Genomic DNA, 26,759 nt, shown 5'->3' with positions numbered 1-26,759 from the left:
TTTCATGCGCTCGATTGGTGCAACACAGGCATGATCGGCAGTATCGAAACGGGGCATGTCAATGCTGCGCCGCATTTGCGCTTCAAGCTGGTGCAACGTGCTCGCGCGGCACGGTATATGCAGAAACGACATGCAACTGAATGGGTCAGGGTTTCAATGACCGAAGCGACCTGCTTAGACGAGCGTCCTACGAAAATCGCTGCGTGGCAAGCGCTTGGCGCGATCGTGCTCGCGCTCGGCGCGTGCACGAACGTGGGCGGGCCCTTGGCCGCCGCGATCGAACCTGTGGCCGATGGCCCAACGCACACCTACATTGCCGTTGTGCAGCGCGATTGGCACACCGACATCTGCCTGCGCGTGCACGACGTCGATGCCTGGGTCATCGCACTCGCGCGCGGCTTCGACAACGCAATGGTCCTGTGCTTCGGCTTTGGAGAGAGGCAGTACGTGGTGGAGCGCCGCCACGATCCGCTGACGATCCCTGACCGGATAAAAAGCCGGCGCCGCGCGCCTGGCGCGGCCGATTAACGTGGGAGCAAGTCGAATACCACTGGAATCAGATCATTGGGACGCCGCGCTCTCGCGGCTGCGCGCCGCCGCGAGGCCCGTGCGGTTTTGCACGCCCCACTTGCGCCGCCCGAGCAGGAAATGCAGCCAGCCGAGTGCCGCGCCGCTGTGGCGCATCAACTGGAACGAGAACGGCTCGAAGATGGCGGCAAGCAACGCCATGCCGAAGCTCGAGTGCGTGCGGTCACCGCTCCAGCGCCGGTAAAGATGGACGGAGTACAAATGAAACGCGAGGTCGATCGCGATCTTGCCGACAATCACGCCGAGCACCGGCAGCACGATCGTAAAGCGGCCGTCGAACAAAAAGCCGATCAACAGCGCGAACGCCGTCAGCCCATAAATAGGCTGCACCGTGTCGAACGCCTTCACGGGCAGCATCATGAGACCGAGCTTTCCATACTGGCGGTTGCCGGTCATGTCGCGATACCAGTACTGCGTCTGCAGGAAGCCCGCGAACCAGCGGCGGCGCTGACGCAGGAAGGTCGTGAGCGTGCCGGGCGCGTCGGTGCGCGCGCGGGCCGTGCCGAGCACGCGCACGTCCCAGCCCAGCCCCCTAAGTGCCGAGTAACGGCGCAACCGGTGAATCAGTTCGTAGTCCTCCACGAGGCAATCCGCATCGAAGCCGCCCACGGCCATCACGGCATCGCGGCGAAAGCCGGCAAACGCGCCCGAGATGAGCAACAGGCTGTCGGCGCGCATCCACGCGAAGCGCGAGATGAAATTGCGGATGTACTCGTAGGTCTGGAACCACTGGAAAAAGCGGCCGCTGAGCGTATGGTCGCAAACCGGCGTGAGCAGGCCCGCCGCTGCGACCAGTGCCGGCTCACGACCAAATGCGCTCGCCATCGCCGCGCATGCGTCGGGTTCGAGCAGCGTGTCGGCGTCCACGGTCATGACCGTTTCCGTTGCGATCGCAAGCAGCGCCGCGTTGAGCGCGCGCGCTTTGCCGCCGTGCGCGAGCTTCAGCCAGCGCAGATTCGGATACTGCGGCGAAGGCGCGCTCAACTGCCCAACGCCTGGATCGGCCAGACCGTAGCGCTGCGCGAGCAAGGCAGCCGTGCCGTCGGTCGAGCCGTCGTCGGCAATCACGATCTGCTGCGGGGCGCGGGTCTGCGCGAACAGCGCGTCGAGCGTGATCGGCAGCACGGCCGCTTCGTTGTGCGCGGCGACGATCACGCCGAGCGTCGGCAACTTCGCCTCGCCGGCGGCGGCGGGCGTTGCCGCAGGCGCAAGCAGCACGCGCGCCTTCCAGGCGACGAACAGCAGCAACACCGTGTCGTAGACGACATAGGCAATGCCAGTGGACCATGCGACCACGCCGTGCAGGAAGAACGCGCGCGCGAACAGCACGAACCAGAGCGCCATGACGCCCAGATGAATCGCAATGCTCGCGAACGGCGTGGGAGGCGGCACGAAGCGCGGCGACGTGCGGGCGAGCGCCTCTTCAAGCGTGTTTTTCAAGTCGTACCCTTACGTGTTGCTCACGGCATCATCCGGCGAATCACCGAATGACGATCGATCCATTGATGCTTGAGCGCGCCCGCAATATGCAGCGCGAGCACGCCATAAAGCGCATAGCTGCACGCCGTGTGCAGCGCGCCGAACTGGTTGTGCAACTGTTCCTTCGTGGCCGGATCGAGATTCATGATGAAGCCGATGCGCGGCCATTGCACGAGGCCGAAGAGATACATGGGATGCGAGGCGGCGGCGACCCAGGCGGAGTCGTGCAGCCAGCCCGAGAGCGGCATCGCGAAGATCAGCACATAGAGCGCGACGTGCGCGGCGTGGGCCGACGCGCGCTCCCAGCCGGGAAATTCGGCGGGCAGCGCCGGCGGGCGATGGGTGAGACGCCACAGCACGCGCAGGATCGCGAGCCCCAGCACGGTGATGCCGATCGACTTGTGCGTGTCGATCACGAAGCGGATGGCCGTGTCCGATAGCGCGCCGTCGGGCAGCAGCGCGGCGGTCAGACCCAGCGCGACGTTCGTGAGGATCAGTAGCGCGATCAACCAGTGCAATAGCACGGCAACACGCGTGTACTTCTGCGCGCCGGCGGCGGCATCGGCAAAGTCGGTTTCGGCGGAAAGGGAGGTTTTCACGTGGGCCTGGCTGTTGCGGATCAGTAGGGATAACGCACCGCGCGGCCAATTTATTCCCGCCGCGCGTTGCACGCCGGCGGGGTTGCGCGATGCTGCCCACACAGCGACTCGCGCATTATGCCCCCTCGTCCCTGACGGTGCAGAATCCGCTAGATGGCGGTTCTGCCAGTTTGGCGGCAGTCGGCCGTCCGCAGTCGGCCGTCATGTGGCGCCCCTGAAATGGTGTGATGCAAAAGAAAAACCGGAACGGCTCCTGAAGACCGTTCCGGTTCATTCGCGGCGGCGCCGCGTTCGCAGCTTCGGCGGCTTACTTCCCGCTGCCCGCCTGCGTTTCGATCTGCCCGCCCACTTCGGCGTCGATCTTCTTCCAGTAGTCGAACACGCGCTCGCGCACGGGGCTGCCCACGCCGTTCAGGCTCGCCACCACCTGCTGGATCAGCGCCTCGCGCTGCTTGTCGTTGAAGACGTTGCGCACAAGATCGTGCGGCTGGCCGAAATCGTCGTCTTCGGCATGCAGCGAGTAGGCGCTGCGCACCATGTCGCCGTCGGCTTCCCAGCCGTCGTCGGCGGCGCCCGTCGTATCCGCCCACGGACGGCCGAAGCTGTTCGGCACATAGGTCGGCGCGTTGCCGCTGTGTTCGTAGGCCATGTTGCCGTCGAACATATAGGTCTGCACCGGCACCTTCGGACGATTCACCGGCAGCTGGTTGAAGTTCGTGCCGATACGCGCACGCTGCGCGTCGTTATACGCGAACGCGCGACCCAGCAGCATCTTGTCCGGCGAGAGCCCGATGCCCGGCACCGTGTTGCCCGGCGAGAACGCAGCCTGCTCGATCTGCGCGAAGAAGTTCTCCGGGTTGCGGTTGAGCGACATCGTGCCGACCTTGATGAGCGGATAGTCCTTGTGCGACCACGTCTTCGTGAGATCGAACGGATTGAAGCGGTACTGCTTCGCCTCCGCATACGGCATGACCTGCACGGAGAGCGTCCACGACGGAAATTCGCCGCGCTTGATCGCATCGAACAGATCGCGGCGGTGGAAGTCGGCGTCTTCGCCCGCCATTGCCGCGGCTTCGGCGTTGGTGAAGAACTGCATGCCCTGGTTCGTGTGGAAGTGGTACTTGACCCAGAACTTCTCGCCCTTCGCATTCACCCACATATAGGTGTGCGAGCCGTAGCCGTTCATGTGGCGCCACGTTTTCGGCAGGCCGCGCTCGCCCATCAAATAGGAGACCTGGTGCGCCGACTCGGGATTGTTGGTCCAGAAGTCCCATTGCATCTCGGCATCGCGCAGGCCCGAGTCGGGCAGACGCTTCTGGCTGCGGATGAAGTGCGGGAACTTCATCGGGTCGCGTACGAAGAAAACCGGCGTGTTGTTGCCGACGAGATCGTAGTTGCCCTCGGTCGTGTAGAACTTCAGCGAGAAGCCGCGCACGTCGCGCCAGGTGTCGGGGCTGCCCATTTCGCCCGCGACGGTCGAAAAGCGCGCCAGCATTTCCGTGGCGGCGCCCTTCTGGAACAGCGCCGCCTTCGTGTAGCGCGACACATCCTCGGTGGTCTTGAATTCGCCGAATGCGCCAGCGCCCTTCGCGTGCGGCTGGCGCTCGGGCACCTTCTCGCGATTGAAATGCGCCATCTGCTCGAGGAAATGCACGTCGTGCAGCACGATCGGACCGTCGGGGCCGATCGAGAGCGAGTTACGGTCGCTGACAGCCGGCGCGCCGGTGCTCGTCGTGGAGTGGCCAAGAGACTTGTCGTTCGATGCACCCATTACCGCTCTCCTGATGGATTCGCGAATGGCGGCTGCGCGCACCACGCCGGTTCGACTGCTTCAGCGTGTTCGAGCCGTGCTCGGGGCCGCCATCGCTAGATTGGGGACCAACCCGGGTGGAGCGCGGGCCACCCTTCGCCGCCCGCGCGCCCCCGAGGGAAAGGCCATTTTGCCCGCAGACGCGAAGCGCTGCGCTCAAGCGGTTCATACACTTCGCAGCCTGTCTGGACGCCTGCCACGCTGTTGGAAATTTCCACCAAAAATCAGGCGTTTACATAATTGTTGCGACGCACAAAAACTTCTTGACACGATTTATGGATGGGTTACTATGAACTCGATTGCTGCATCGCACAAAATCTTCTCTGCGCGAACCGGTGATCGAACCGAATGTTTTCGCATTTTCGTAACCGAAACCGACGCGTAGCGTCCATCAAAAGGAAAGAGACATGAACCTGCCGACCCCCGAACAGTTCGCCGCCAACCAGAAAGCCGGTCTCGAGGCCCTCTTCGGCCTGACGAGCAAGGCATTTGAAGGCGCGATCAAGCTCGCCGAACTCAACATCGAAACGGCCCGCTCGGCGTTCGCCGAAAGCCAGGAACAAGCCCACCGCGCGCTGTCGGCCAAGGACCCGCAAGGCTTCTTCGCCGCGCAAGCCGGCTTTGCCCAGCCCGCCGCTGAAAAGGTGCTCGCCTACGGCCGCAGCGTCTACGGCATCGTCTCGGCCACGCAAGCTGAATTCGCTACCGCCGCCCAGTCGCAGTACGAAACGCAACAGCGCGCGCTCGAAACGTTCGTGGACAACGCCGCGAAGAATGCGCCGGCCGGCTCGGAAGCCGCTGTCGCCGCGCTCAAAACGGCGCTGAACGCCGCCAACAGCGCGTACTCGTCGGTGAACAAGGCTGCGCAGCAGGCCGTGGAATTCGCGGAAAGCAATTTCGACGCCGCCGGCAAGGCCGCGACGAAGGCCGTCGCGCAAGCGTCGGCGCGCGCCGCCAAGCAGTCTGCTTAAGCGTTACGCTTCGCTTTCCACTGGCGGGGGCAACCCCTGCCGCCAGTCGGATTGAAGACGGGCGTGGATCTCGTGCAATACGAGGTTCACGCCCGTTTGCTTTTTCAGTCCTTTGCAACACGGCGTGAGCCATCAACCGCCGCAGTTTCCCGTATCGAACATCGTCGCCAGTGCGCAGCTCGAGGTGAGCATGCGCGCGCCGTCGTGTCCCACGCCGGGGACAATATGAAACGTCTGGTTCAAGCCCTCCGGGTGACGGGTTTGCAGGTAGCGATAGAAGCCCTGTGCACGCGCTACGCGTTGCGCGCCCTGCGCCTGCGCGGCACAAGTTTTGTCGAGTGATGTCGAGGCCGGGTCGACATCGTTGCCGCCCGCGAGATAAACGATGCGCCGCTTCACGTAGTCCGCTTCGAGCTGCGCGGGGGTGCGGTCGGCGATGAAGGCCGGCCGGTGCTCCATGCCGTATTTCCAGCGGTTGAAGTCCGCGCAGCGCGAGGCGTCGAATGCCGATGGCGCGCCGTTCGCGTCGGGCCGCTGCGCATCGAAATACGCGTACGACGACGGACTCGCCACCACGAAACGCACGTCGATTCCCTCGGCGGCAAGCTCATCCGCATGAAAGGCGATCGCGTAACGTTGCAGCAACTGCGCGCCGCCCGAATGCCCCGCGAACACAATCGTTTTCAGATTGGGAAACCGACGCCGGTCGGCAAGACGCCGCGCGATGTCGTCGAGCACGGCGTATGAACTCACCGGCACACCACTCGTGGCATTCGATCCGGCCATCCACGCGTTGCCGCGCCAGCTCAGGAGATCGTCGGGGGCATCGTGCGCGCGCACGTCGTCGGTGGCGAGAAATTGCGGCGCGACGAGCAGCGTGTTCGCGGGATCGACGCCCGCCAGCTCGCGCGCATGCTGCGCGGTGCGAAAGTAGGTATCGGCGTTACGCAGCCGGCCATGCACGATGACCACCGCGCGCTGCACGCCGGGCTGCGGCGCGTTCCAGTCTGCGCTCACATAAAGCGGAAATTGCGCGTGGCCTTGCGGCGTAACGACGGGCATGCGCGCGTCCGCGATCACGCTGACGGGACGCACGGGCCGCGCCTGCGCGAATGCGGGCGCAACGGCCAGCGCGCTCGCCGCGAGCGCAACTGTCAGTTGCCGCAGAACGTTTGAACCCATGAAGGCACTCGCCGCGAATTTCAGCCGAAGGGAAAGTGCGCGCGAGAGGGGAACCAGCGACAGCGTAAAGGCGGCACGCGCGCCGCCGTTACGAGCAAGCCAGAATGCTCAGGAGCCGAACATCCGGTTCACCGCGCGCTCGAGATGCGCGCGCATGGCGTTCGATGCGCGTTCGGCGTCGCGCGCCTGGATCGCTTCGAGCACTTCGAGGTGTTCCTGCTGCACGAGGCGCTGCCGCTCGATCGACTTCACGAGCGAGAGGTTGCGCGACAGGTTCATGCTGAACACCATCTGTTCCTGGATGCCCGAGAGCGCCGTGATGAAGAACTGGTTCTTCGAGGCGCGCGCGACAGCCATATGGAACGCGAAGTCGTCTTTCGCGCCAATGCCCGAGGTCTCGATGATGGTCTGCAGGTTGTCCCACTCGCGTCGGATCGCGGCGATGTCTTCGTCTTCCGCCTTTTGCGCAGCGAGCGAGGCCGCCCCGGCTTCGACCACCACGCGGTATTCGTAGCAGCGGCGTATGTCCGACAGCGTTTCGAGCGGCGCGAAGCGGCGCACGTCCGGATCGGGGCGCCGCATGACCGTCGTGCCCGAACCGTGACGCGTGGCGATGATACCGTCCGCGCGTAACTGGGCGAGCGCCTCGCGCACCGTGGGGCGTGAGGTCGCGAAGCGCTCCGCGAGCATGTGCTCGGTCGGCAAGCGCTCCCCTTCCTTGTACTCGCCCTCGATGATGCGATTGAGGATGTCGCTGTAAATCCGCGCCGGCATATTCGGCGCTTTCTGCTCAGACATGATCGGACGGTGCACTTTGGGTTGTCAGGAGTGTCGTCAATTGTAAGTCATATGGCGGGCCGATAGCGTCCACGCGCCCCCGGCCAGCCCCGTTTCGCGGCTGTTTCAGCCCGCTCGGGCCCGTTTGGACCCGCTTTACCAATTCGCGGCCACTTTACGGCTGCCAGCACTTTTGCGCTCGCTCGCCCTATCGCAGTGCGCTCACGCGCATGCGCAGCTCCGCTTTCTGCGTCTGCCCCGGTTCCAGCCAGCGCAGGCCGAGCCCGGTATGGATCGCGTCGGGCAGGCCGAGCCACGGCTCGATGCAGTAAAAGTCCGAATCGCTCGCGAGCGTCCAGGTCGTGACCGCATACCACGCCGCCGAACCGGGCCGGCGCAGATCGATTTCAATTGCGCGCTGTTGCGACGGCATTTCGATGCGCACGGGCACATCCGGCTCGCCATCGAGGCAATGAAAGCGGTCGATGATCTGCGTGTCGTCGAAGCGATAGTGCGTCTCGCCCGGCGCGGCCTTGGTCGTCGTGCCGTCCGGCAACTGACGGCGATGGACGTTGCGCGGCAGCGTGATCGTCGTCTCGCCGCGCTGTGTGTGCGGCAGCGCGAAATAGAAGTGATGGCCCGCGTAGTACGGCATGCGCGCATCGCCCGTGTTCGTCGTGGTCAGCGCCACGTCGAGCGTCGTTTCGTCGGCAAGGCGGTAGGCCGCCTCGAAGCGGAAATTGAATGGGTACATCTCGCGCGTTGACGCGCTGTCGCTGAGCGTCATGCGCACGCCGTCGCGTTGCGATTCGATCTGCGCCACGAACGGCAGATCGCGCGCGAAGCCGTGCAGCGGGATCTCCCGCACGACGCCCTGCGCGTCGCGCCATTGGCCCACGCGGCCATCCACCCACTGCCGCGCGATGAACGGAAACAGCAGCGGATTGCCGCCGCGGATCAGCCCCGGTTTGCTCCAGTCCGGCGCCTCGGGCCAATGGATGACGGGCGCACCGCCGATCGTCCACGAAAGCAGACGCCCGCCGGCCTGCGGCGCGACCCGCAGCCGCGAAGCGCCGCACGCGAGTTCGATGACGTCCTGGTTCTGAAACTGCGGCATATCGTGTCGCGTCATGGGCAATGGTCAGGCAGTCGCGCGCAGCGAACCCGCGAAGTCAGGCTCAGGCAAGCCACGCACACCGGCGTCGATGGCGAACACCAGGCCGTCCTGCTCGCCGGTTTGCGGCGGGCAGATCGTCGTGACGTAAAGCACATCGAGATTCGCGCCGCCGAACGCGCACATCGAAGGCTTCGCGACCGGCAGCGCCACGCTGCGCTCGAGCCGGCCTTCAGGTGTGAAGCGCAGCAACTGGCCCGCGTCGTTCGCGCAGATCCAGTAGCAACCGTCAGCGTCCACGGCCGCGCCGTCGGGGCGCCCCGTGTAGTCGTGCAGATCGGCGAATACGCGGCGATTCGTGGGCACGCCGTCGTCGATGTCGTAGTCGAAGGCCCAGATCAGGCGGCTCGACGCATGTGAATCGGAGAGATACATCGTGCGGCCATCCGGCGACCATGCGAGGCCGTTCTGCGTGCACAACCCTTCGATCACGGGCGCCGACAAGCCGTCTTCCGCCGTATAGCGATAGAGCTTGCCCGCCGGGTTCGGCTCCGCCGCGTCCTGCACCATCGTGCCGGACCAGAAACGGCCTTGACGATCGCAGCGGCCGTCGTTGAAACGCATGCGCGCGGCTTCGTGCGCCACGCTCGCGAGCGGTCGCACGCTCACCTCGCCCGCCCGCGCGTTCGCGGCCGGTTCGTGCAGCGTCACAGCGAAAAGTCCCGTCTCCAGCGCCGCGAGCACGCCGCCATCGTGGGCAAACGCGAAGCAGCCAATGCGCTCCGGCAGCGCCCACTCCGTGCGACGCGCCGTATCGACCGCATAGCGCACGAGCATTTGCGCGGGAATATCGACCCAGTAAAGCGCGCTTTCCTCAGCGCGCCAGACGGGGCACTCGCCTACCGACGAGCGGCGCGCGTCGTGCGCCTCGAGCGGACGCACTGGCGGTCTCGACACCGCATCTAGCGTCGCTTCATGTTGCGTGCTCAACGCTGCTCCTTCTTCCAGGCTTCGTAGGCGGCAAGCGTCGCCTCGTTCGGCGGATAGGTGCCCGGCAGCGCCGCGCCCGCCTCGATGCGCTCGGTGATGAAGCGCTCGAGCGTTTCCTGCTCCGTCGCGTCGCGCGCGACGTCCTCGGCCAGATGGCGCGGGATCACGACCACACCGTCCGCGTCGCCGACGATGATGTCGCCCGGAAACACGGCCACGCCGCCGCAGCCGATCGGCACGTTCAGGTCGACCGTGTGGTGCTTGCAGAGATTGAGCGGCGCCGAGGCGCCCGCGCAGAACACCGGAATGCCGAGCGCCGCGATGGTCGCGCTGTCGCGCACGGGGCCGTCCGAGACCATGCCCGCCACGCCGCGCACCTTCATGCGCGTGGCGAGGATCGAGCCCATTGAGGCGGCGTCGGTCACGCCGCGGCAGTCCTGCACGAGCACCGCGCCCGCGGGCACGGTTTCGACGCCCTTGCGCTGCGGATGTTCGGGGTTCTGGAACGCGCTCAACTGGTCGAGGTCCTCGCGCGCCGGGATGTTGCGCATCGTGAAGGCCGGGCCGACCAGGTTCGGCGCGCCCGGCGCCGGTGCGGCGAGCGGCTTCACGCCCTGCAGGAAGACATTGCGCAGGCCGCGCTTGAAGAGCTGCGTGGTGAGCGTGGCATTGGAAACGTGGCGCAGTTGTTCGAGCGCGGCATCGCTCACGGGGATGGCGGGGGAATTCATCGTGTCTCGTCCGTTGTCGTGTGTCGTGGTGCGCGTGGCGCAGGCGGCGGCTCGAAAAACTGTCGAGCGGATGGATCGCATTGTTGTAATACAACACGGAAATTGTCAACCTGCCATTGCGCTGCGGGCCGCACCAGGATGTATGACGACTAGCCGGCAGACTGTCGCGGAATACATCGCAGAATTCGGCGAGCGCGGTGGGCGCCAACACGATCCAGGTCAAGAAACCCGCGCCCAGAAGCCGCTTCGAGCGTCCGACCCCGAGTTCGCACTAGGGAAATCCCCAGCACATCAATATTTGCTTTACAACTTTGCTCCAAATAGAATGATGTCTTACATGAGGGGTCCGATACGCACCGGCACCGTCCTCCATCCCGGCCAGCGGGAGACCAGCAACGCGGCTACCTAAAGCTACCTAAAGCTACCAAGGGCTAACAAGGCCACCAGGCCAGCACCGGGCGCCACGCACAGAAACACAGCCATTCGGGCTCACCTTCCGGCACCGCTTCATGCCAGAGCCCGCCAACAGCAGGAGACGAGCAGTGCAACGCAAGACAATCAAGGGGGTGCGGTGGTGGATCATCGGCCTCATCATGATCGGCACCATCTTCAACTACCTCGCGCGCAGCTCGCTCGCGGTGGCCGCGCCCACGCTGACTGAAACGCTTCACATGACCACGCAGCAGTACTCATACGTGGTCACGGCCTTCCAGGCCTGCTATGCCCTCGCGCAGCCTGTCGCCGGTTTCGTGCTCGACTCCGTGGGCATCAAGATCGGCTTCGCGATCTTCGCGTTCGGCTGGGCCATCGCCAACATGCTGCACGGCCTCGCTGGAAGCTGGCCCGCACTCGCGGCCTTCCGCGGCATGCTCGGCTTGACCGAAGCCGCAATCTTCCCGGCCGGCATGAAGGCCATCAGCGCATGGTTCCCGGCCAAGGAGCGCTCGGTCGCGACCGGCTGGCTCAACACCGGCACCTCGATTGGCGCGATGCTCGCTCCGCCGCTCGTCGTGTGGTGCATTCTCAGGTTCAACTGGCAGTTCGCGTTCGTGCTGACCGGCGGCGGCGCGCTGATCTGGGTGGCGCTGTGGCTCGTGTTCTTCAAGATGCCCGCCGAGCACCCGCGCCTGTCGACGGAAGAAGCCGAGTACATCCGCGAAGGCCAGACCGAAGCGCAGAAGTCGAGCCGCGGGCGCCGTGCCTCGTTCAAGGAAGTGCTCAAGACGCGCCGCTTCTGGGGCATCGGCATTCCGCGCATGCTCGCTGAACCGGCATGGCAGACCTTCGGCGCGTGGATTCCGCTGTACATGGTCACCGTGCGCCACATGAACCTCAAGGAAATCGCGATGTTCGCGTGGCTGCCGTTCCTCGCCGCCGACCTCGGCTGTCTGGTGGGCGGCTACCTTGCGCCGCTCTTCATCCGCTGGTTCGGCTGCTCGCTCATCACCTCGCGCAAGCTCGTCATCACGACCGGCGCGCTGCTGATGGTCGGTCCGGCCTGCGTGGGCCTCGTTGCGAGCCCCTACGCCGCCATCGCCCTCTTCTGCGTCGGCACGTTCGCACACCAGACGATTTCGGGCGCGCTGTTCACGCTGGCTTCGGACGTGTTCGGCCAGCACGAAGTCGCCACAGCCACGGGTCTCTCGGGCATGTTCGGCTACCTCGGCGCGACGGTGTTCTCGCTCATCGTCGGCGCAGTGGCCAGCACGATCGGTTATAACCCGTTGTTCGTGTGCCTCATGCTGTTCGACATCATCGGCGCCTGCGTGGCATGGCGACTGATCTCGAACGAGCAGAAGGACAACACGGCCAACCCCACGCTCCAGTCCTCGCATAAAGTGAAGGCTTGATCGACATCATCACCGGCCGGCGCCCGCGAGGGTGCCGGCTTTCGGCATTTCTACCTGAGGACAATCACAGTGAAGAAAGTTGCATTGACCGGCGCGGCCGGCCAGCTCGGCACCGTGTTGCGCAAGGGCCTGCTCGAACGCGGCGTGAACCTGCGTTCCGCGGCCGGCTCGAAGCCGCTTGAACCGCTCGTCGCGGGCGAAGACGTGATGCACGGCGACCTGCGCGACCCCGCCGTAGTCGACCGCCTGCTCGACGGCGTGGACGTGCTGATCCACATGGCCGGCACGAGTGTCGAGCGCCCGCTGCCCGAGATCATCGAAAACAACCTGCGCGGCCTCGTCGAAGTCTACGAAGGCATGCGCCGCCACGGCACGAAACGCATTCTGTTCGCGAGCTCGAATCACGCGATCGGCATGTACCCCGTGGAAGAAAAGCTCACGCTCGACTGCGCGTTTCGTCCGGACGGTTTCTACGGTCTTTCCAAGGCATGGGGCGAATCGCTCGCGCGCCTGTACTGGGACAAGCACGGCATCGAGACCGTGAACGTGCGCATTGGAAGCTGCCTGCCGAAGCCTACCGAGTTCCGTCAATTGAGCACGTGGTTCGGCCACGAGGACCTGTTCCATCTCGTCGATCGTGTGATCAATGTGGATGAGATCGGCTTTGCCGTAGTGTGGGGCGTGTCGAACAACACGCGCAGCTACTGGATTCAGGAAGGCGCGCACGACGACGCGAAGCGCCTGGGCTACGAGCCGAAGCAGAACTCGGAAGATTGGGCCGCTGAAATTCTGGCGCAGAAGAACCCGCTCGACGCCACTGCGCAGCGCTATCAGGGCGGTAGTTTCGCCAGCTTCGATTTCACGCCGGTGGACAAGCGCGGCAAGCAATCGTAATACGCCGCTTCTCCGGTGTTTGCGTTTTAGCGCCCCTCGTGGGCGCTTTTTTTTGCCTACCCATTCATCAATTAAATACCGATGATTCCGATATTTAATTTGTAAATGGCTCGTCGGATCGATAATGTGGAGTGCTCAATCGCCACCGAGCCGGAACAATGATCGAGCGCCTATTCACGAATGCCGTTGAGGCAAACGGCAACCCACTCAACCTCGCAGTGAGCAACGGAAGCTTCGTCGCCGTCGGTGCGGAGCGTCCCGAATCCGCCGCAGCCGAAGTGATCGATTTGCAGGGATACCTGGTACTGCCAGGATTCGTCGACGGACACATTCACCTCGATAAAAGCTTCGTGGGCGACCGCTGGCGCCCTCATCGCCCCGCAGCGAGCCTGCGTGAACGCCTCGCGATCGAGAAGCAGGCGCTTGCCGATGCGCGCCCGATCGCCGAGCGCGCCGATGCGCTGATCCGCCACGCCGCGTCATTCGGCACGATTGCGATGCGCTGCCACGTGGATGTTGACGCGACGACGGAGCTGACCCATCTGCATGCCGTCATGCAAGCGCGCGAAAAGTGGCGCGGCATCGTGGATATCGAACTTGTCGCGTTTCCGCAGGCGGGCGTCGTGTCGTGCCCGGGCACGGCGGAGCTGCTCGATGCAGCGGCCCGCGAAGGCGCGCAGGTCGTGGGCGGCATCGATCCCACCACGCTGGATGGCGATGCGCAGCGCCAACTCGACATCGTGTTCGGTATTGCGGAAAAGCGCGGCGTGAAAATCGATATCCATCTGCACGAGCCGGATCAACAGGGCATCGACCAACTGCATCGCATTGCTGCTCGCACGAAGGCATTGGGCATGCAGGGTCGCGTCGCGGTGAGCCACGCCTATGCTTTGGGCGATGTCGCGCGAGGCGTAGTTGAGCGCGTCGCCACGGCGCTCGCGGAAGCCGGTGTGTCGATCATGACGAATGCGCCGGGTGACCGGGCGTTTCCGCCTGTACTCCAGCTGCGCGCCGCCGGTGTGCGAGTGTTTACCGGCAACGACAACATCCAGGACGCCTGGTGGCCTTACGGCAACGGCGACATGCTGCAGCGCGCGATGCTGGTCGGTTATCGTTCGGGCTTCTATACCGACGACGAATTGCACGTCGCACTCGACATGGCGACGCATGCCGCCGCGGCCGTAGTGGGTAAACGCGGGTATGGCCTCGAGGTCGGCAACGAGGCGACGTTCGTCGTCGTGAACGCGCCGAACGCCGCGGCCGCCGTTGCCGCTGCGCCCGCCGATCGAGCCATCGTCAGGCGCGGGCAATTCTGGGGCGACACAGCGAGCGCTCAGTAGTGGCTGCGGCCCCACAGCGTGGGCGGCGCTGCCATCAGATGACGCAGCCCCGCCCGCTCTAGCGCCAGTTCCGCTGCTTCGTGCACACGTTCGAGGACGTCGCTCTCAGTGACCGAGCGCACGCGATAATCCTCCATCAGAATCTTGCCGCCCACCATCGTCATGCAGACGTCGCCCGCATTGGCGAAGCACGTGACGCGATAGACAGGCATATGCATCGGCATCATATGCGGCTTGAACAGGTCGACCAGAATGATGTCGGCGAGCTTGCCCGCCTCGAGCGAGCCGAGTTCGTCGTCAATCGACAGTGCTCTCGCTGCGTCGATCGTGACCATCTCGAGCACCTTGCCGTGCGGCAATACATCCGGGTCCCGAAAGTGACGGCGATGGTAATGCATGCACTGCCACATATGGCGGAACATGTCGTAGCCCCGGTCGGGTGCCGCGCCGTCCGAGCCGATTGCCACCGTGACGCCCGCGTCGATGAGCTCCGGCACGGGGCAACGGCCGATGATCGACATGATCGCGCTCGGGTTGTGAACGATCGAAGCCCCCGTCGCGACGCACGCCTCGATGTCCGCGGGGCGCAGATCGATGGCATGCGACATGAACGATTTTTTGTTCAGCAGTCCCAACTCACGATGCGCGAAATCCAGCGTGCCGGCCCGATGCCCGTCCTGCGTCAACCGTAAGCCGCGTTCGCCGGCTAACCCAGCGTATCGCGCGGCCTCGCGTCGATAGTCACGTTCGTATGCCGCAGCCGCCGGGTCGTGCTCCGGTGCATAGACCGGCAGCGCCAGGGCGATCTCGATACGGCCGCCGGCGTCGCCGTGACAGTCGTCGATGATGGCTTTGCAGACATCGTGCATCTGGGCGAAATCGACGTTGCGCGTTTCGCTGCCGCTCGCACCGTGGCGAGTGTATGCGCGTGGTTCGGGCGGACGCGACGGACCCACAGCCACAATCGAGCGCGTGCCTGTCCTGACTACGGCGTCGCAATGACGCCGCGCATAGACGGGGTCATCCACGCGCATGATCGAGTCGCCGCCGCCCAGCAGCGACACGCCTGTCGTCACGCCCGCCTTGAGGCGCTCCAGCGCGGCGAGGTGCGACTCCAGCTCCCAGAACGCTTCGTCGGACGCGCGTGTATAGATCGCCTCGCACGCCGCCGTCCACGCCTCGCCGTTCGCGCCGCCGAGCGTTCTGAGCATGGCGTGCCCCGCATGGGCATGCGCGTCGATCAGCCCCGGCAGCACCGCCTTGCGGCGCGCGTCGATCCGGCGCGCCGCGCGATACCGCTGCGCAAGCGCATGCGTCTCGCCAACCTCGACGATGCGCTCGCCCTTCACGGCTACGGCGCCATCGTCGATCACGCGGCGCGCGGCGTCGAGCGTGATCACGCAACCGTGCTCGATCAGCACGTCGACATCCTGAACGTTCTGCTGATCGTTCATACGGTCAACTCACCATCACGCACGACGATGCGCCCGTTCGCGACGACGAGCTTGCGCTTTGGCCGTGCGACAACGGCATGCGCGACGCTCTCCGCCTCCACGACCACGAGGTCCGCACGCGCGCCCACGCGCAGTCCATAGTCGGAGAAGCCGCAGCCACGCGCGGCGGCATCGCTCACGCAGTCAAATGCGATTGCAATATCGTCGTCGCGGCGCAAGTCATAGCGCAGGCCGATCAACATGGCACGCTCCAGCATGTCGGGCACGCCATACGGCGACCACGTGTCGCGAATGCCGTCGTTGCCGCCAAACACCGTAACGCCCTTGTCGCGGCAGAGCTTGAGCGGCGGAACCGGGCGCGAAGGCGGCGCGCTCGTGAGCAACGCCACGCGCAGTTGCGCGATGCGCTCGATCAATCCGTCGCGCTCGCGCTCCGGCAACGCGCCCAGACAAAACGCGTGGCTTACGACAACCTGACCTTGCATGCCGAGCGCCTGCACGCGATCGAGCAGCAGTTTCAGCGTGAATGCCCCAACCTCGCCGGGCTCATGAAGATGAATATCGATCGGTTTGCGATGGCGCTCTGCCAGTTCGAACGTGGCGTTCAGCGAAGCCACGGGATCGCCGTCGATCAGCGCCGGGTCGAGCGCGCCGAGCACGTCGGCGCCAGCCGCCAGTGCGCTGTCGAGCAGTTCGACCGTGCCAGGGCGGATCAGCATGCCCGACTGCGGGAACGCGACGATCTGCATGTCCAGCACATCGCGCAGGATCTGCCGCGTGGCGAGCACGCCTTCGAGATAACGCAAGCGCGCATCGGTGTCGATGTCGACGTGGGTTCGCATGCGCGTCGTGCCGGCCTGCACGAATGCGCGCGCCAGTGCGAGCGACTGCGCAGCGGCATCGTGGCCCGACGTCTTGCGCCATTCGCGCTCGTTGCCGATGCGATCGGTGAGCAGCGGCCCAACCTCGTTGCGATACCACGGGCGGCCCCAGTTGCTCTTGTCGATGTGCGTGTGGCCTTCGACGAAACCCGGCAGCAGCAAAGCCGCGCCGCCGTCCACAACCGGTACGCCCGGCTGCGCGGCGACGTGTGGTCCGATCGCCTCGATGCGGCCGTTGGCGAGCGCTACGGAAACGCGCTGGCCATCGGCCAGGCAGACGTTGGAGAGATGAAGTGAGGAAGTCATGAATGTCATGCCGATTCTACGGAGCCAGAAATACGGGTGCCCAGTGTGCGCTGAATCGCGCTGATCGCGACGAATACCACGGCATTGGCGGCCAGCGCAACGAGGCCGGTGTTGATCGAAGTGAAAGCGACGCTCGCATGCGGGAAGAGCGAAGCGAGCGTCACGTCGCCCCAGTTCGTCAGCGCAAGTACGATTGCCCCTGCGAAGATGCCACCAAACGCCGCTTCGCGCGTGCCGAACGGCCGCTTGAGAAAGCTCGACGCGAGCATCGGCACCAGTTGGGTCAGGAGGCTCGACGCGAAGATCGCGAGCGACACGAACGTCGCGCCGCCACGCAGCACGAAGTAGACGACGACGAGCGTAAAGACTGGCAGCGCGATGCGGGCTACGCGCGCCACCTCCTTGTCGCTTGCGTGCGGTGCGAAACCTTCACGATAGATGTTGCGCGCAATCGTCGTGGACGCGTTGAGCATGATCAGCGAGCCCGGCACCAGTGCGGTGAGCAACCCCGCCCCGCCGACGACGCCGACGAACCACGCGGGGAAAGTCTGCTTGACGAGCCGCAACAGCGCGAGATCGGTTTGCGCGCCTTCGAGCCCGTGCACGGTCAGCACGGCCGCAAAGCCGACGAGAAACAGAAATGCAATCAGCACCTGATAAAGCGGCATCAGCACGGTGTTCTTGCGCAGCGCGGACGCATCACGCGCCACATAGACTGCGGTGAAGCCGTGCGGATACAGGTAGTAGCCAAGTGACGTGAGCAGCAACGTGGAGTTGTACCAGCTCAGGTTGAGACCATGCTCAGGCATGCGAAGCAGTTCGGGACGCACCGCATCGATGCGCACGAACATCTCGCCAAAGCCGCCGAAATAGTGGAGCGGCAGATACGTGCCGAGAAAGACGGCGAGCCCTAGGATCAACACGTCCTTGAAGATCGCAATGCTCGCCGATCCATGAATGCCCGAAACGGACATATAGACCACCATCAACAGCGCACTCATCCAGATCGCCGTGTTCTGTGAAATCTGACCATACGACATTTCGGAGACGATAATGCCGAGCCCCCGCAACTGGATGATCAACAACGACACCATCGCGAAGACAGCCACCAGCGAGACGAGCACGCCCACTGCGCGACTCTCGTACTTCGACGCGAAATAGTCCGCGAACGAAACGAGCTTGCGCTCCTTCGCGTAGCGCCATATGGCGGGCAGCATCCAGTAGCCGACGACATAGGCGAGGCAGCCATAGGAAAGGATATAGAACGCGGGGACGCCCTTGCTGTAGGTCCAGCCGCTCGCGCCGAGAAATGAGAAGGTCGAAAACGCCTCCCCCGCCATCAGCAGGAAGGTAAGCAGCGCGCCAAAGCCGCGCCCTCCCACGGCCCATTGTTCGAGGCTAAGCGTTTTGCCGCGACGCGCATACAGGCCTACAGCCAGCGCGAAGATCGCAAACATGACGATGATGATCAGGGCCGCGTTCACTTTTCGACTCCCTTGCCTGCGCCTGCGTGCGCCGCCTCGTCGCGAGTATCAAGGCAATAGATGATCGCGAGAATGGCCGCCGTTGCCGCCATCCAGATCAAATTCCACACGAGCAGAAACGGCAAGCCGAACAGGAATGTCGTGCTGGCGGCGAGCGTGCCGCCGGAATAAATGCCTATGAATGGCAAGGCGGCCAGCCAATAGCGAAGTTTCATGTGTCTCCTGCCTATCTCGTCTGAACTTATGACGCGGCGGGCGGTAATGGCCCGTTATGCGTTTGCCTTGAGGCATCGCTGGATGTTATCGATTTGGCCAAATATTCAAAAATTAAATGTTCTACTGCGATGTAGTGCAAAATCGAATACCATGAGCGGCGGCTGCGCCGTGCATTCAGCGTTCTTCTTCGAGGCACAATGGGTTCAATGAAACGCAACGCCAAAGCACGTACACCGCTATTCGATCTGGACCTGCTCAAAGCCATCGTCATGGTTGCCGACTCCGGCACCTTCACCGCGGCCTCCGCGCGGCTTCACTCCACGCAGTCCACCGTGAGCCAGAAAGTGCGTCGCCTCGAGGAGATGGCGGGACATAAGCTGCTCGAGCGCGGGAGCCGCGACGTGACGCCGACCGACGCGGGCGAGACGCTGCTCGCCTACGCACGGCGCATGCTCGCGCTCAACGATGAAATGATCGAAGCGCTCTCGGGCGCGACGGTGGGCTTGACGGTACGCCTCGGCGTGCCGGAGGACTTCGTCGGCGGCCCGACGACCCACGCGCTCGCTGCATTCAATCGCAAGCACCCGCAGGTAAAACTCGAAGTGACGAGCGGGTTGAGCCGCGACCTCGCGAGCAGCTACGATCGCGGCGATCTCGATCTCATCCTCGTCAAGCAGCGGCGCAACAGCCGCGAGGTCATTGCGTGCTGGCCCGAGCAGTTGCGATGGATCGACAGCGCAAAAAACCCCTCCTTCCAGCTCGACCCCATTCCGCTCGTCGCCTTTCCGCCTCGTGGCCTCTACCGCGACGACATGACCAACGCCATCGACGGGATGGGCCGCCGCTGGCGCATCAGCTTCATCAGTTCGAGCCTGAGCGGAATCCAGGCAGCCGTTGCCGATGGCCTTGGCGTGAGTCTGTTGCCCGCACGCGCGGTAACGGCGGATCATGCCGTGCTGACACCGAAAAGCGGGCTGCCCGCCATCGAAACGATGGATATCGCCTTGCTGCATCGCCCAACCGCCGACGCCGTCGTCAAGGAACTCGCGCGCGCGTTGTGCCGTATGCTCGGCCCGCAGCGTCAGTGAGCGGCGCGACTGTGTCGTCGCCATCGCGTACGTGCGTGCGCGTCTCATACGCAAAAATCATGAATCGGTTCAGCGCGCGAATATGCGGGAAAACTAGAGGCGCGCGCGATTGCCGCTGTGTATATATTGAGGCCCACCGGGTGTGCGCTGGACAACGCACGCACATTCTGACCAGGAGAAGCGGTGGAGACCTATGGCGAATTACACCGGGCCATTCTGAGCAATATTCCCGACCAGGCATGGCTCAAGGACACCGAGTCCCGCTACGTTCTCGTCAACGAAGCGTTCATCGGCGCGTGCGGACGCGGGGAGAACGAGATCATCGGCAGCACACCTGACCAGGTCTGGCCGCCTGAATGGGGCAAGGTGTATATGTCGACGGATCGCGCCGTGCTCGAAAGCGGCGTGCGGCGCCGCTACGAGGAAACCCGCAGCGGCGCGGACGGCACGCCACGCTGGTTCGACACGGTCAAGATGCCGATCCGCAATGCCAAGGGCAGCATAGTCGGCACAGTCGGCATTTCGCGCGACATCACCGACCTCAAGCGCTCGGAAACGGAATTGCGCGATTCGCGCTCGCAATTGCGCAAACTGTCGGCTTATCTGCAGTCCATACGCGAAGCCGAGCGAACCCGCATCTCGCGCGAACTGCACGACGAGCTGGGCCAATTGCTGAGCGGCCTGCGACTCGGCCTGAATTACCTGGAAGCGCAGGCGGGTGAGGCAACGTCAGGTCAGGCCGCTCATGTGCAGATGCTCAAGGAACTGGTCGACGCCACCATGGATGCGGTGCACCGCATCGCCTCCGACCTGCGCCCTGCGGTGCTCGACGAGCTTGGACTTCACGCCGCGCTCGAATGGCTCACGGAATCATTCGTTCAACGAAACGGCTTGCCTTGCGAACTCCGAATGGAGATGTCCGAGGCTCAGGTAACCGGTCTCGATACGGAGCGCAGCACGGCGATCTTCCGTATCGTCCAGGAGGCGCTCACCAATGCCGGGCGGCATGCCCGCGCCAAACGGGTCCTGGTGGAAGTCAACGCGCGCGGCGGCGACTGCCTGCTCGCGATCACCGACGAGGGCTGCGGCATGGACACCTCGCGCGCCGCGAACGGCGGGAGCCTTGGCCTGCTCGGCATGCGCGAGCGTGCGCTCATGCTTGGCGGGCAGCTCAGCGTGCAGAGCCGGCCCGGTCACGGCACGACGGTGGCCGCGCGCATCCCCTTGCACGGCGTAGCAACGGCGGAAGCACTGCGATGATTCGGCTCATGGTCGCCGACGACCACGCGATCATTCGCGATGGCCTGAAAAAGATCCTCTCGACCGCGCAGGACATGCACGTCGTCGCCGAGGCGTGCGACGGCGCGGAGGTGATCGAAGGGCTGCGCAGCACGGCCGTGGACGTGCTGCTGCTCGACATGTCGATGCCGGGCAAGAGCGGCATTGCGCTGATCCAGCAGATCAAGGCCAGCCACCCATCGCTGCCCGTGCTGGTCCTGAGCATGTACCGCGAATCGCAGTACGCCGTGCAGGCGATCCGGTCGGGCGCGGCGGGCTATCTCACCAAGAACGCCGAATCCGCGGAACTGATGGACGCGATCCGCAGGGTCGTGCGCGGCGGCAGCGTCGTTTCCGCTCTCGTGGCCGAGAAGCTCGTCAAGCAGTTGCACCAGCCCGCGAGTTCGTTCCCGCATACGCTTCTCACGGCACGCGAGTTCCAGATCTTCCAGATGCTCGTGGAAGGCAACGGCATCAATGAAATCGCGCACTGCCTGTCGCTATCGAACAAGACAGTCAGCACTCACAAAGCCAATATCCTCACGAAAATGGATATCCCGTCCACGGCCGGGCTCGTCCACTACGCGATTCAACACGGCCTGATCGTCGCCAGCACCGGCGTCTGAACACCCCATGGTTTGTGCGCCGCATCTCGGGAAAATCCTGGACGAAATCCAGCCAATCCCGATGGTTTGCGCGCGCTACCAACCTTAATCTTTTCATAACCGTACGAGGCTCCTGGGCCCCAACGCCGGAGCGCGCGGCACAGCGTGCGCCGCGATCCTATTCCCATCGCCATTCCGTAAGGAGACCACACCATGCATGTGGACTTGCTGATCAACAACGTATGCGTTCGCGACGACGATCCGCTCGTCGACATCGCGATTCGCGACGGCCGTATCACAGCGCTGGAGCCGGCGATCGACGCTTCGGCGGACGAGGTCATCGACGCGGGTGGCCGGGCCGCCATTCCGGGCATGATCGAAGCGCATCTGCATCTGGATAAGGCCCTGCTGCATCGCCGGCTGCCCGCACGCTTCGGCACGCTCGACGAAGCCATCCGTGTGACAGGCATTCTCAAGAGCAAACAGGAGCGCGAAGACGTACTGGAACGCTCGCGCCAGGTGCTGGACATGGCGGTCAGGAACGGCACCGTTGCCGTGCGCGCGCATCCCGACGTCGACCTCATCCAGGGGCTGATCGGCGTAGAAACGCTGCTCACGCTGAAATCCGAATACGAAAACCTGCTCGACCTGCAGATCGTGGCCTTTCCGCAAGAAGGCATCCTGAAGTCCCAAGGCACCCGCGAGCTAATGATCGAAGCCCTGCAGATGGGTGCGGACGTGGTGGGTGGTTGTCCGTACAACGAACTGAACTGGGCCGACACCCGGCGGCATGTCGACATCGTTTTCGAACTGGCCCAGCGCTTCGACCTGCCCATCGACATGCATGCCGACTTCGCCGACGACACGAGCGATGCACGCTTCGCGGCGATTTCGTATATCGCGCAGAAGACCATCGAAACGGGCTACCAGGGGCGCGTGGCGCTCGGCCATGTCACGAGCCTCGGCGCACTCGATGCCGATGCGCTCAAACCCGTCATCGAGCAGATTCGCGCGGCCGGCATCAGTATCGTCACTTTGCCCGCCACGGATCTGTATCTTGGCGGGCGCAAGGACGATCGAAACCCGCGCCGCGGCCTCACACCCGTCAAGGCGCTACATAGCGCGGGGGTGAATGTCGCTTACTCCTCGAACAATGTCCGCAACGCGTTCACGCCATTTGGCAACGCCGACATGCTGCAGATCGGCAATCTCCTCGCGCACGTTGCGCAGTTCGGTGTGCCGGAGCATCAGAACGCGATCCTCGACATGGGCACCCACAATGCCGCGCGGGCGATCGGCATTGGACATGACTATGGGCTCGCCGTTGGCAAGCAGGCCGATATCGTCATTCTCGATACGTTCAGGGTGGCGGACGCGTTACTCGACATTCCGCCGCGCCTGTGGGTCGTGAAGCGCGGGCGCATCACCGTGGTGACCCGCCACCACTGCGAGATTCACCGGCATACCTGTTGTTGCGCGCAATGAAGTCCACAAGAATGCAAGGAGACGATCATGAAGAAACTGCCTGCTGAAATAGTCGCGTCGTTGCTCGCCGTCACGACCATCCCCATCGCGATGGGGCCGTTGCATCTGCCGCCATGGGCGATCTTCATCAGTTGGGCCGCGACCTTCGCCATGGGCGGCCCCACCGCACAGAATCTCAAGCGCATCTGGCCAACGTTGCCAGTCGGATCGTGCTTCGCATTTCTTGTCGTGCTGGGTTTCGAACAGGTCTCGAGGCAATTCAGCGGCAACTCGTTGGTACTCGCGCAAATGCTCGTGCTCTTCACGCTCAATGGCACCATGATGGCGCTCGCCAGATTGTTCGTCATGCTGAACTTCATTCCGGGAATGTTCTTCGGCTTCGCCACGTATTTCGGCACGCTCTTCGGCGGCTTCGGCCCCGTGGCGCACGATCCTGTCATGGCGCTGGGCGCAGCCATCGCCATGAATGCACTCGGGCCGGCTTATGCATGGGTGAAGGAACATTGCTCCGCACCCGAGGTGACCGCCCATCGCTGGTGGAAAGGCTGGAAGCCGGAGGTGTAAGAACCCGCGCATGCCGCGGCCGACACGATAGACACAATGAGGATGACATGGCGTTCATGACAGCAGCGCAACCGGCCGACGACGAGAAGGCGCGTGACTTCGAGGCGGATACTTCGGTGCTTGCGGGCGACGCCGCGCGCCCGGTCATCGCAGATGCCTCTAGAGCAATCAGGGCGACGCGGCCCGCGCAATCCACGCGTGGCATGGTCACCAGCCCGCACGACCTGGCTAGCGAGGCCGGCCTCGAGATTCTGCGTGCGGGCGGCAATGCGATCGAGGCCGCCATCGCCGTTGGCGCGGTGCTGAGCGTGACCTATCCGCACTTCACTGGACTCGGCGGCGACGCGTTCATGGTCATCAGCGACCGCGGCGGCAATGTCCGCACGCTATCGGGCATTGGGCAAGCGGCCTCGGTGGTGCCGCAATACGCAGGCGAAATACCCGTGCGCGGTGCGGGCGCGACGCTCACGACGGCCGCGACCGTGGCGGTCTGGGACCAGGCCTACACGTTCAGCCGTTCGGCCTGGGGCGGCAAGCAAGGGTGGCCGTCGCTGTTCTCACGCGCCATAGCGTATGCGGCCGAGGGCTTTCCCGTCACGCCATCGCAGCAGTTCTGGCAGGAGATGCGCGCAGACGATCTGAACGGGTGGGATGGCTTCGCCGAGGTATTCATGCCGCGGGGGCGCATTCCACAGGCCGGCGAGCGATTCTTCCAGCCTGCCCTCGCCCGCAGTCTGGAGCGCATTGCCTCACAGGGCGGCCGCGAGTTTTACGAGGGAGACCTGGCCGCGCGCATTGCCACCGGCCTGAAGCAGGTGGGCTCGCCGCTCACCGCAGTCGATCTGGCGCGCACCCGGGCGCGCGAGGAAGCGCCGCTGCGCGTGGCGTACCGCGACGGCGAACTGCTCGGCTTGCGCCCGCCGACTCAGGGCGTGACCACACTCGAGATCATGGGCATTCTCGATCGCTTCGACCTCGCCGCGATTCCGGAAGGCAGCGCCGACTACTACCACGTGCTGGTCGAAGCCGTGAAGCTCGCGTTTCTGGACCGCAACCGCTACGTGGCCGATCCCGACTTTGTGGACGTGCCCGTCGAGCGTCTGCTCTCGGCCAGCACCCTCGACGCACACGCCCAGCGTATCCGCATGGATCGCGCGATGCACTGGCCGCATCGGTTCAAGACGGGCGATACCGTGTATATCGCCGTTGCGGACGGCGACGGCAACTGCGTGAGCATGCTGCAGACCGTCTACTTCGATTGGGGCAGCGGTGTCGTGCTGGGCGATACCGGCGTGCTGTGGCACAACCGCGGGGCGTCGTTCAGCCTGGACGCGCGCAGCCCCAACATGCTGCGCGGCGGGAAGCGGCCATTTCACACGCTCAATCCCGGCATGTACCTCAAGCAAGGCCGCCCGCATCTGCTCTATGGAACGCAAGGCGCCGACGGACAGCCGCAAACCCTCGCAGCCGTGCTGACACGTCTGATCGACTATGGAATGGATCCCCTTAGTGCGCTTGGCCGCCCGCGTTTCCTGCTCGGCAAGACCTTCTCGGATAGCCGCGACAGCCTGAAACTCGAAAGCGATGCCGGGGCATCCGTCTTCACTGAGTTGGCGGCGCGTGGACATCAACTGAGCCCGCTTCCTGCGCAAAGCCAGCTGGCCGGACATCCCGGTGCCATTCGCGTCGATGGCCAGGGGTTCACGGGCGCACACGATCCACGCAGCGATGGACGGGCGCTGGGTTTGTAGCGCAAAAAAACGGCGGTGCCGGCCAAACCCGGCACCGCCGAAGATACGGCTTTCGGAGTGTGAAAAGACTTAGAAGCGGTGAACGATACCGATCGCGCCCGCAACCTGGCTGCGCGACGAGGACGGCGCGCTGTTCTGGCCGTCGCCGATGTCGGCAGTTGCGTTGATGATGCTGCTCGCGCCGGTCGCGCTAGGCGTGCCCAGCGTCTGGCCGCCCGCGCGCTGGTACGCTTCGACGAAGTAGATACCCGTACGCTTCGAGAGCGTGTAGTACTGCGACATGTTGTACTGTGCGTACGAAGCCGCGCTCTGGATGGCGTTGGCCTTGGTCGCGCGCGTATAGGAGAAACCAGCCGCGAGGTCGAGCACGGTGAGCGGCTTGTAGTGCAGCACGACGCCGCCCGTGTTCCAGATCTGCGTGTCGACGAAGCGCGAATTCACGCCCGGAATGTACTGGACGTTCGAGTAGGCCACCGAGATATCCCACTGCGAGCTGAACTGGTAGCCGGCCGTCACGGCGAGGCGCTGTTGCGTCTGCGCCCACTGGAAGCCGTTGGTGAGCCCCGAAACGCCCGGCTCGCCGCCGCTGTTCGCCGTCGAGTTCGCGTCCCATGGGCCGCCGCCGTTCGCCGCGTTGCTCAGGCGCTCGAAGCCCACTGCGATGCCTGCCGGACCATGCAGATACTGCGCGGCAACGCTCCACGTCTGGCCCGCACCGGTGGCACCCGCCACGCCGCCCAGCGCGTACATGCCGCTCACGGTCAGGCCCGCGATGTTCGGCGACGTATAGACCAGCGAATTGTTGATGCGATAGATCGTGTCCATCGAGTCGATATCGCCCGGGTGCGCGCCGTATGCGCCGGTCAGCCACGTGGTCGGGCTGTACGGCGAGAGCAGCGTGTAGTACGGAGCGTACTGGCGGCCAGCCGTCAGCGTGCCGTAGTTCGTGTTCGCGACGCCAACCCACGCAGCGCGGCTGAACATCAGGTTCGTGGTCGATTGCGCGCCGGTTGCCGAGTTGTAGCCTTCTTCCAACTGGAAGATCGCGCGCGTGCCGCCGCCCAGATCTTCGCTACCCTTCAAGCCGAAACGCGAGCCGGCCCACACGCCCTGCACCATCTTGACAACTGAAGCGCCGCCAGCATTGCTGCCCAGCTTGGCCGAACTGCTCTGATAACCAATACCGGTATCGACGATACCGTACAGCGTGACGCTGCTTTGGGCGTGTGCGCCCAGCGCGGCGAGTCCAAGCGCAGATGCGAGGATAGTTTTTTTCATCGGTAGTCCTATCTTTAGTCGTTGTGGTTTGATACTCGTTAAAA

24 protein-coding genes are annotated in these 26,759 nt (G+C 64.3%); 11 read left to right on the top strand and 13 right to left on the bottom strand.

The genetic code is table 11. The annotated features are described in order from the left end of the window. Positions 1 to 225: 225 nt before the first annotated feature. Positions 226 to 528 (top strand): hypothetical protein, encoded by a 303-nt coding sequence (locus JMY28_RS09805; RefSeq protein ID WP_201695705.1) that lies wholly within the window; start codon positions 226 to 228, stop codon positions 526 to 528. Positions 529 to 561: 33 nt separating this feature from the next. Here JMY28_RS09805 and JMY28_RS09800 read toward each other — a convergent pair whose 3' ends face one another. From JMY28_RS09800 to JMY28_RS09790, 3 genes are all read right to left on the bottom strand, one after another. Beyond that, positions 562 to 2,028 (bottom strand): glycosyltransferase family 2 protein, encoded by a 1,467-nt coding sequence (locus tag JMY28_RS09800; protein WP_201695704.1) that lies wholly within the window; start codon positions 2,026 to 2,028, stop codon positions 562 to 564. A 20-nt stretch (positions 2,029 to 2,048) separates the two neighbouring features. Further along, a complete protein-coding gene (locus tag JMY28_RS09795; RefSeq protein ID WP_201695703.1) occupies positions 2,049 to 2,666 on the bottom strand; it encodes a cytochrome b in 618 nt (205 codons plus the stop codon). Between the two features lie 307 nt (positions 2,667 to 2,973). Beyond that, complete coding sequence (locus JMY28_RS09790; RefSeq protein ID WP_201695702.1) at positions 2,974 to 4,437, bottom strand: catalase; 1,464 nt, start codon at positions 4,435 to 4,437, stop codon at positions 2,974 to 2,976. A 446-nt stretch (positions 4,438 to 4,883) separates the two neighbouring features. On the opposite strand from JMY28_RS09790, the gene phaP reads away from it, so the two are divergent. Further along, on the top strand, positions 4,884 to 5,447 hold the full coding sequence (gene phaP / locus JMY28_RS09785; protein ID WP_201695701.1) for a TIGR01841 family phasin: 564 nt from the start codon (positions 4,884 to 4,886) through the stop codon (positions 5,445 to 5,447). A 132-nt stretch (positions 5,448 to 5,579) separates the two neighbouring features. Here the strand turns inward: phaP and JMY28_RS09780 are convergent, their stop codons facing one another. The 5 genes from JMY28_RS09780 to JMY28_RS09760 all read right to left on the bottom strand — a co-directional run bounded on the left by JMY28_RS09780 (position 5,580) and on the right by JMY28_RS09760 (position 10,241). After that, entirely contained in the window at positions 5,580 to 6,629 is a 1,050-nt protein-coding gene (locus JMY28_RS09780; RefSeq protein ID WP_201695700.1) for an alpha/beta fold hydrolase, read from the bottom strand. A 108-nt stretch (positions 6,630 to 6,737) separates the two neighbouring features. Then, positions 6,738 to 7,427 (bottom strand): FadR/GntR family transcriptional regulator, encoded by a 690-nt coding sequence (locus JMY28_RS09775; protein ID WP_201695699.1) that lies wholly within the window; start codon positions 7,425 to 7,427, stop codon positions 6,738 to 6,740. Positions 7,428 to 7,614: 187 nt separating this feature from the next. Next, the gene (locus tag JMY28_RS09770; RefSeq protein WP_201695987.1) at positions 7,615 to 8,523 is read right to left on the bottom strand and encodes an aldose epimerase family protein; all 909 of its coding nucleotides are present in this window, start codon (positions 8,521 to 8,523) and stop codon (positions 7,615 to 7,617) included. 24 nt (positions 8,524 to 8,547) lie between these two features. Then, a complete protein-coding gene (locus JMY28_RS09765; protein WP_407945491.1) occupies positions 8,548 to 9,510 on the bottom strand; it encodes an SMP-30/gluconolactonase/LRE family protein in 963 nt (320 codons plus the stop codon). Continuing rightward, on the bottom strand, positions 9,507 to 10,241 hold the full coding sequence (locus JMY28_RS09760) for a ribonuclease activity regulator RraA (RefSeq protein ID WP_201695698.1): 735 nt from the start codon (positions 10,239 to 10,241) through the stop codon (positions 9,507 to 9,509). Before JMY28_RS09760 ends, JMY28_RS09765 begins: the two co-directional genes overlap by 4 nt. Positions 10,242 to 10,783: 542 nt before the next feature. Here JMY28_RS09760 and JMY28_RS09755 point away from each other — a divergent pair. The 3 genes from JMY28_RS09755 to JMY28_RS09745 all read left to right on the top strand — a co-directional run bounded on the left by JMY28_RS09755 (position 10,784) and on the right by JMY28_RS09745 (position 14,325). Continuing rightward, entirely contained in the window at positions 10,784 to 12,091 is a 1,308-nt protein-coding gene (locus tag JMY28_RS09755) for an MFS transporter (protein ID WP_407945490.1), read from the top strand. 69 nt (positions 12,092 to 12,160) lie between these two features. Next, positions 12,161 to 12,985, top strand: a complete 825-nt coding sequence (locus JMY28_RS09750; RefSeq protein ID WP_201695696.1) for an NAD-dependent epimerase/dehydratase family protein — start codon at positions 12,161 to 12,163, stop codon at positions 12,983 to 12,985. A gap of 158 nt (positions 12,986 to 13,143) precedes the next feature. Beyond that, a complete protein-coding gene (locus tag JMY28_RS09745) occupies positions 13,144 to 14,325 on the top strand; it encodes an amidohydrolase family protein (protein WP_201695695.1) in 1,182 nt (393 codons plus the stop codon). Here JMY28_RS09745 and JMY28_RS09740 read toward each other — a convergent pair. From JMY28_RS09740 to JMY28_RS09725, 4 genes are read right to left on the bottom strand one after another with little or no spacing between them, the layout of a single operon-like run. Next, entirely contained in the window at positions 14,319 to 15,779 is a 1,461-nt protein-coding gene (locus tag JMY28_RS09740) for an amidohydrolase family protein (protein ID WP_201695694.1), read from the bottom strand. The genes JMY28_RS09745 and JMY28_RS09740 overlap by 7 nt on opposite strands. After that, positions 15,776 to 16,966, bottom strand: a complete 1,191-nt coding sequence (locus JMY28_RS09735; RefSeq protein ID WP_201695693.1) for an amidohydrolase family protein — start codon at positions 16,964 to 16,966, stop codon at positions 15,776 to 15,778. The genes JMY28_RS09740 and JMY28_RS09735 overlap by 4 nt, the downstream gene beginning before the upstream one ends. A gap of 5 nt (positions 16,967 to 16,971) precedes the next feature. After that, complete coding sequence (locus JMY28_RS09730) at positions 16,972 to 18,450, bottom strand: sodium:solute symporter family protein (RefSeq protein WP_201695692.1); 1,479 nt, start codon at positions 18,448 to 18,450, stop codon at positions 16,972 to 16,974. Further along, positions 18,447 to 18,665 carry a DUF3311 domain-containing protein gene (locus tag JMY28_RS09725; RefSeq protein WP_201695691.1) on the bottom strand — a complete coding sequence of 73 codons (219 nt, stop codon included), beginning with the start codon at positions 18,663 to 18,665 and terminating at the stop codon, positions 18,447 to 18,449. The genes JMY28_RS09730 and JMY28_RS09725 overlap by 4 nt, the downstream gene beginning before the upstream one ends. A 207-nt stretch (positions 18,666 to 18,872) precedes the next feature. Between JMY28_RS09725 and JMY28_RS09720 the strand changes: the two genes are divergently transcribed. From JMY28_RS09720 to JMY28_RS09695, 6 genes are all read left to right on the top strand, one after another. Further along, positions 18,873 to 19,754, top strand: coding sequence for a LysR family transcriptional regulator (locus JMY28_RS09720; protein ID WP_201695984.1), 882 nt, complete (start codon positions 18,873 to 18,875; stop codon positions 19,752 to 19,754). Positions 19,755 to 19,937: 183 nt separating this feature from the next. Continuing rightward, positions 19,938 to 21,014, top strand: coding sequence for a PAS domain-containing sensor histidine kinase (locus JMY28_RS09715; RefSeq protein WP_201695690.1), 1,077 nt, complete (start codon positions 19,938 to 19,940; stop codon positions 21,012 to 21,014). Next, positions 21,011 to 21,658 (top strand): response regulator, encoded by a 648-nt coding sequence (locus JMY28_RS09710; RefSeq protein WP_201695689.1) that lies wholly within the window; start codon positions 21,011 to 21,013, stop codon positions 21,656 to 21,658. The genes JMY28_RS09715 and JMY28_RS09710 overlap by 4 nt, the downstream gene beginning before the upstream one ends. Positions 21,659 to 21,850: 192 nt before the next feature. Continuing rightward, on the top strand, positions 21,851 to 23,122 hold the full coding sequence (locus JMY28_RS09705) for an amidohydrolase family protein (RefSeq protein WP_201695688.1): 1,272 nt from the start codon (positions 21,851 to 21,853) through the stop codon (positions 23,120 to 23,122). Between the two features lie 27 nt (positions 23,123 to 23,149). Then, positions 23,150 to 23,686, top strand: a complete 537-nt coding sequence (locus JMY28_RS09700; protein ID WP_201695687.1) for a DUF1097 domain-containing protein — start codon at positions 23,150 to 23,152, stop codon at positions 23,684 to 23,686. A 203-nt stretch (positions 23,687 to 23,889) separates the two neighbouring features. Beyond that, the gene (locus JMY28_RS09695) at positions 23,890 to 25,437 is read left to right on the top strand and encodes a gamma-glutamyltransferase family protein (protein ID WP_236596797.1); all 1,548 of its coding nucleotides are present in this window, start codon (positions 23,890 to 23,892) and stop codon (positions 25,435 to 25,437) included. Between the two features lie 69 nt (positions 25,438 to 25,506). On the opposite strand, the gene JMY28_RS09690 is transcribed toward JMY28_RS09695, so the two are convergent. Beyond that, entirely contained in the window at positions 25,507 to 26,715 is a 1,209-nt protein-coding gene (locus tag JMY28_RS09690) for a porin (RefSeq protein WP_201695685.1), read from the bottom strand. Positions 26,716 to 26,759 lie beyond the last annotated feature (44 nt).

The organism is Paraburkholderia hiiakae (genome assembly GCF_904848665.1).
GTDB lineage: Bacteria > Pseudomonadota > Gammaproteobacteria > Burkholderiales > Burkholderiaceae > Paraburkholderia > Paraburkholderia hiiakae.
Note: the sequence above shows the minus strand (reverse complement) of the source record. Positions and strands in the feature narration are given on the sequence as shown.

What these genes read in the sequence shown, in the direction of transcription:
- JMY28_RS09790 (WP_201695702.1), bottom strand. Translation starts at nt 4,437, where the DNA reads ATGGGTGCATCGAACGACAAGTCTCTTGGCCACTCCACGACGAGCACC.
- phaP (WP_201695701.1), top strand. Translation starts at nt 4,884, where the DNA reads ATGAACCTGCCGACCCCCGAACAGTTCGCCGCCAACCAGAAAGCCGGT.
- JMY28_RS09780 (WP_201695700.1), bottom strand. Translation starts at nt 6,629, where the DNA reads ATGGGTTCAAACGTTCTGCGGCAACTGACAGTTGCGCTCGCGGCGAGC.
- JMY28_RS09775 (WP_201695699.1), bottom strand. Translation starts at nt 7,427, where the DNA reads ATGTCTGAGCAGAAAGCGCCGAATATGCCGGCGCGGATTTACAGCGAC.
- JMY28_RS09770 (WP_201695987.1), bottom strand. Translation starts at nt 8,523, where the DNA reads ATGCCGCAGTTTCAGAACCAGGACGTCATCGAACTCGCGTGCGGCGCT.
- JMY28_RS09760 (WP_201695698.1), bottom strand. Translation starts at nt 10,241, where the DNA reads ATGAATTCCCCCGCCATCCCCGTGAGCGATGCCGCGCTCGAACAACTG.
- JMY28_RS09745 (WP_201695695.1), top strand. Translation starts at nt 13,144, where the DNA reads ATGATCGAGCGCCTATTCACGAATGCCGTTGAGGCAAACGGCAACCCA.
- JMY28_RS09740 (WP_201695694.1), bottom strand. Translation starts at nt 15,779, where the DNA reads ATGAACGATCAGCAGAACGTTCAGGATGTCGACGTGCTGATCGAGCAC.
- JMY28_RS09735 (WP_201695693.1), bottom strand. Translation starts at nt 16,966, where the DNA reads ATGACTTCCTCACTTCATCTCTCCAACGTCTGCCTGGCCGATGGCCAG.
- JMY28_RS09725 (WP_201695691.1), bottom strand. Translation starts at nt 18,665, where the DNA reads ATGAAACTTCGCTATTGGCTGGCCGCCTTGCCATTCATAGGCATTTAT.
- JMY28_RS09720 (WP_201695984.1), top strand. Translation starts at nt 18,873, where the DNA reads ATGAAACGCAACGCCAAAGCACGTACACCGCTATTCGATCTGGACCTG.
- JMY28_RS09710 (WP_201695689.1), top strand. Translation starts at nt 21,011, where the DNA reads ATGATTCGGCTCATGGTCGCCGACGACCACGCGATCATTCGCGATGGC.
- JMY28_RS09705 (WP_201695688.1), top strand. Translation starts at nt 21,851, where the DNA reads ATGCATGTGGACTTGCTGATCAACAACGTATGCGTTCGCGACGACGAT.
- JMY28_RS09700 (WP_201695687.1), top strand. Translation starts at nt 23,150, where the DNA reads ATGAAGAAACTGCCTGCTGAAATAGTCGCGTCGTTGCTCGCCGTCACG.
- JMY28_RS09695 (WP_236596797.1), top strand. Translation starts at nt 23,890, where the DNA reads ATGGTCACCAGCCCGCACGACCTGGCTAGCGAGGCCGGCCTCGAGATT.
- JMY28_RS09690 (WP_201695685.1), bottom strand. Translation starts at nt 26,715, where the DNA reads ATGAAAAAAACTATCCTCGCATCTGCGCTTGGACTCGCCGCGCTGGGC.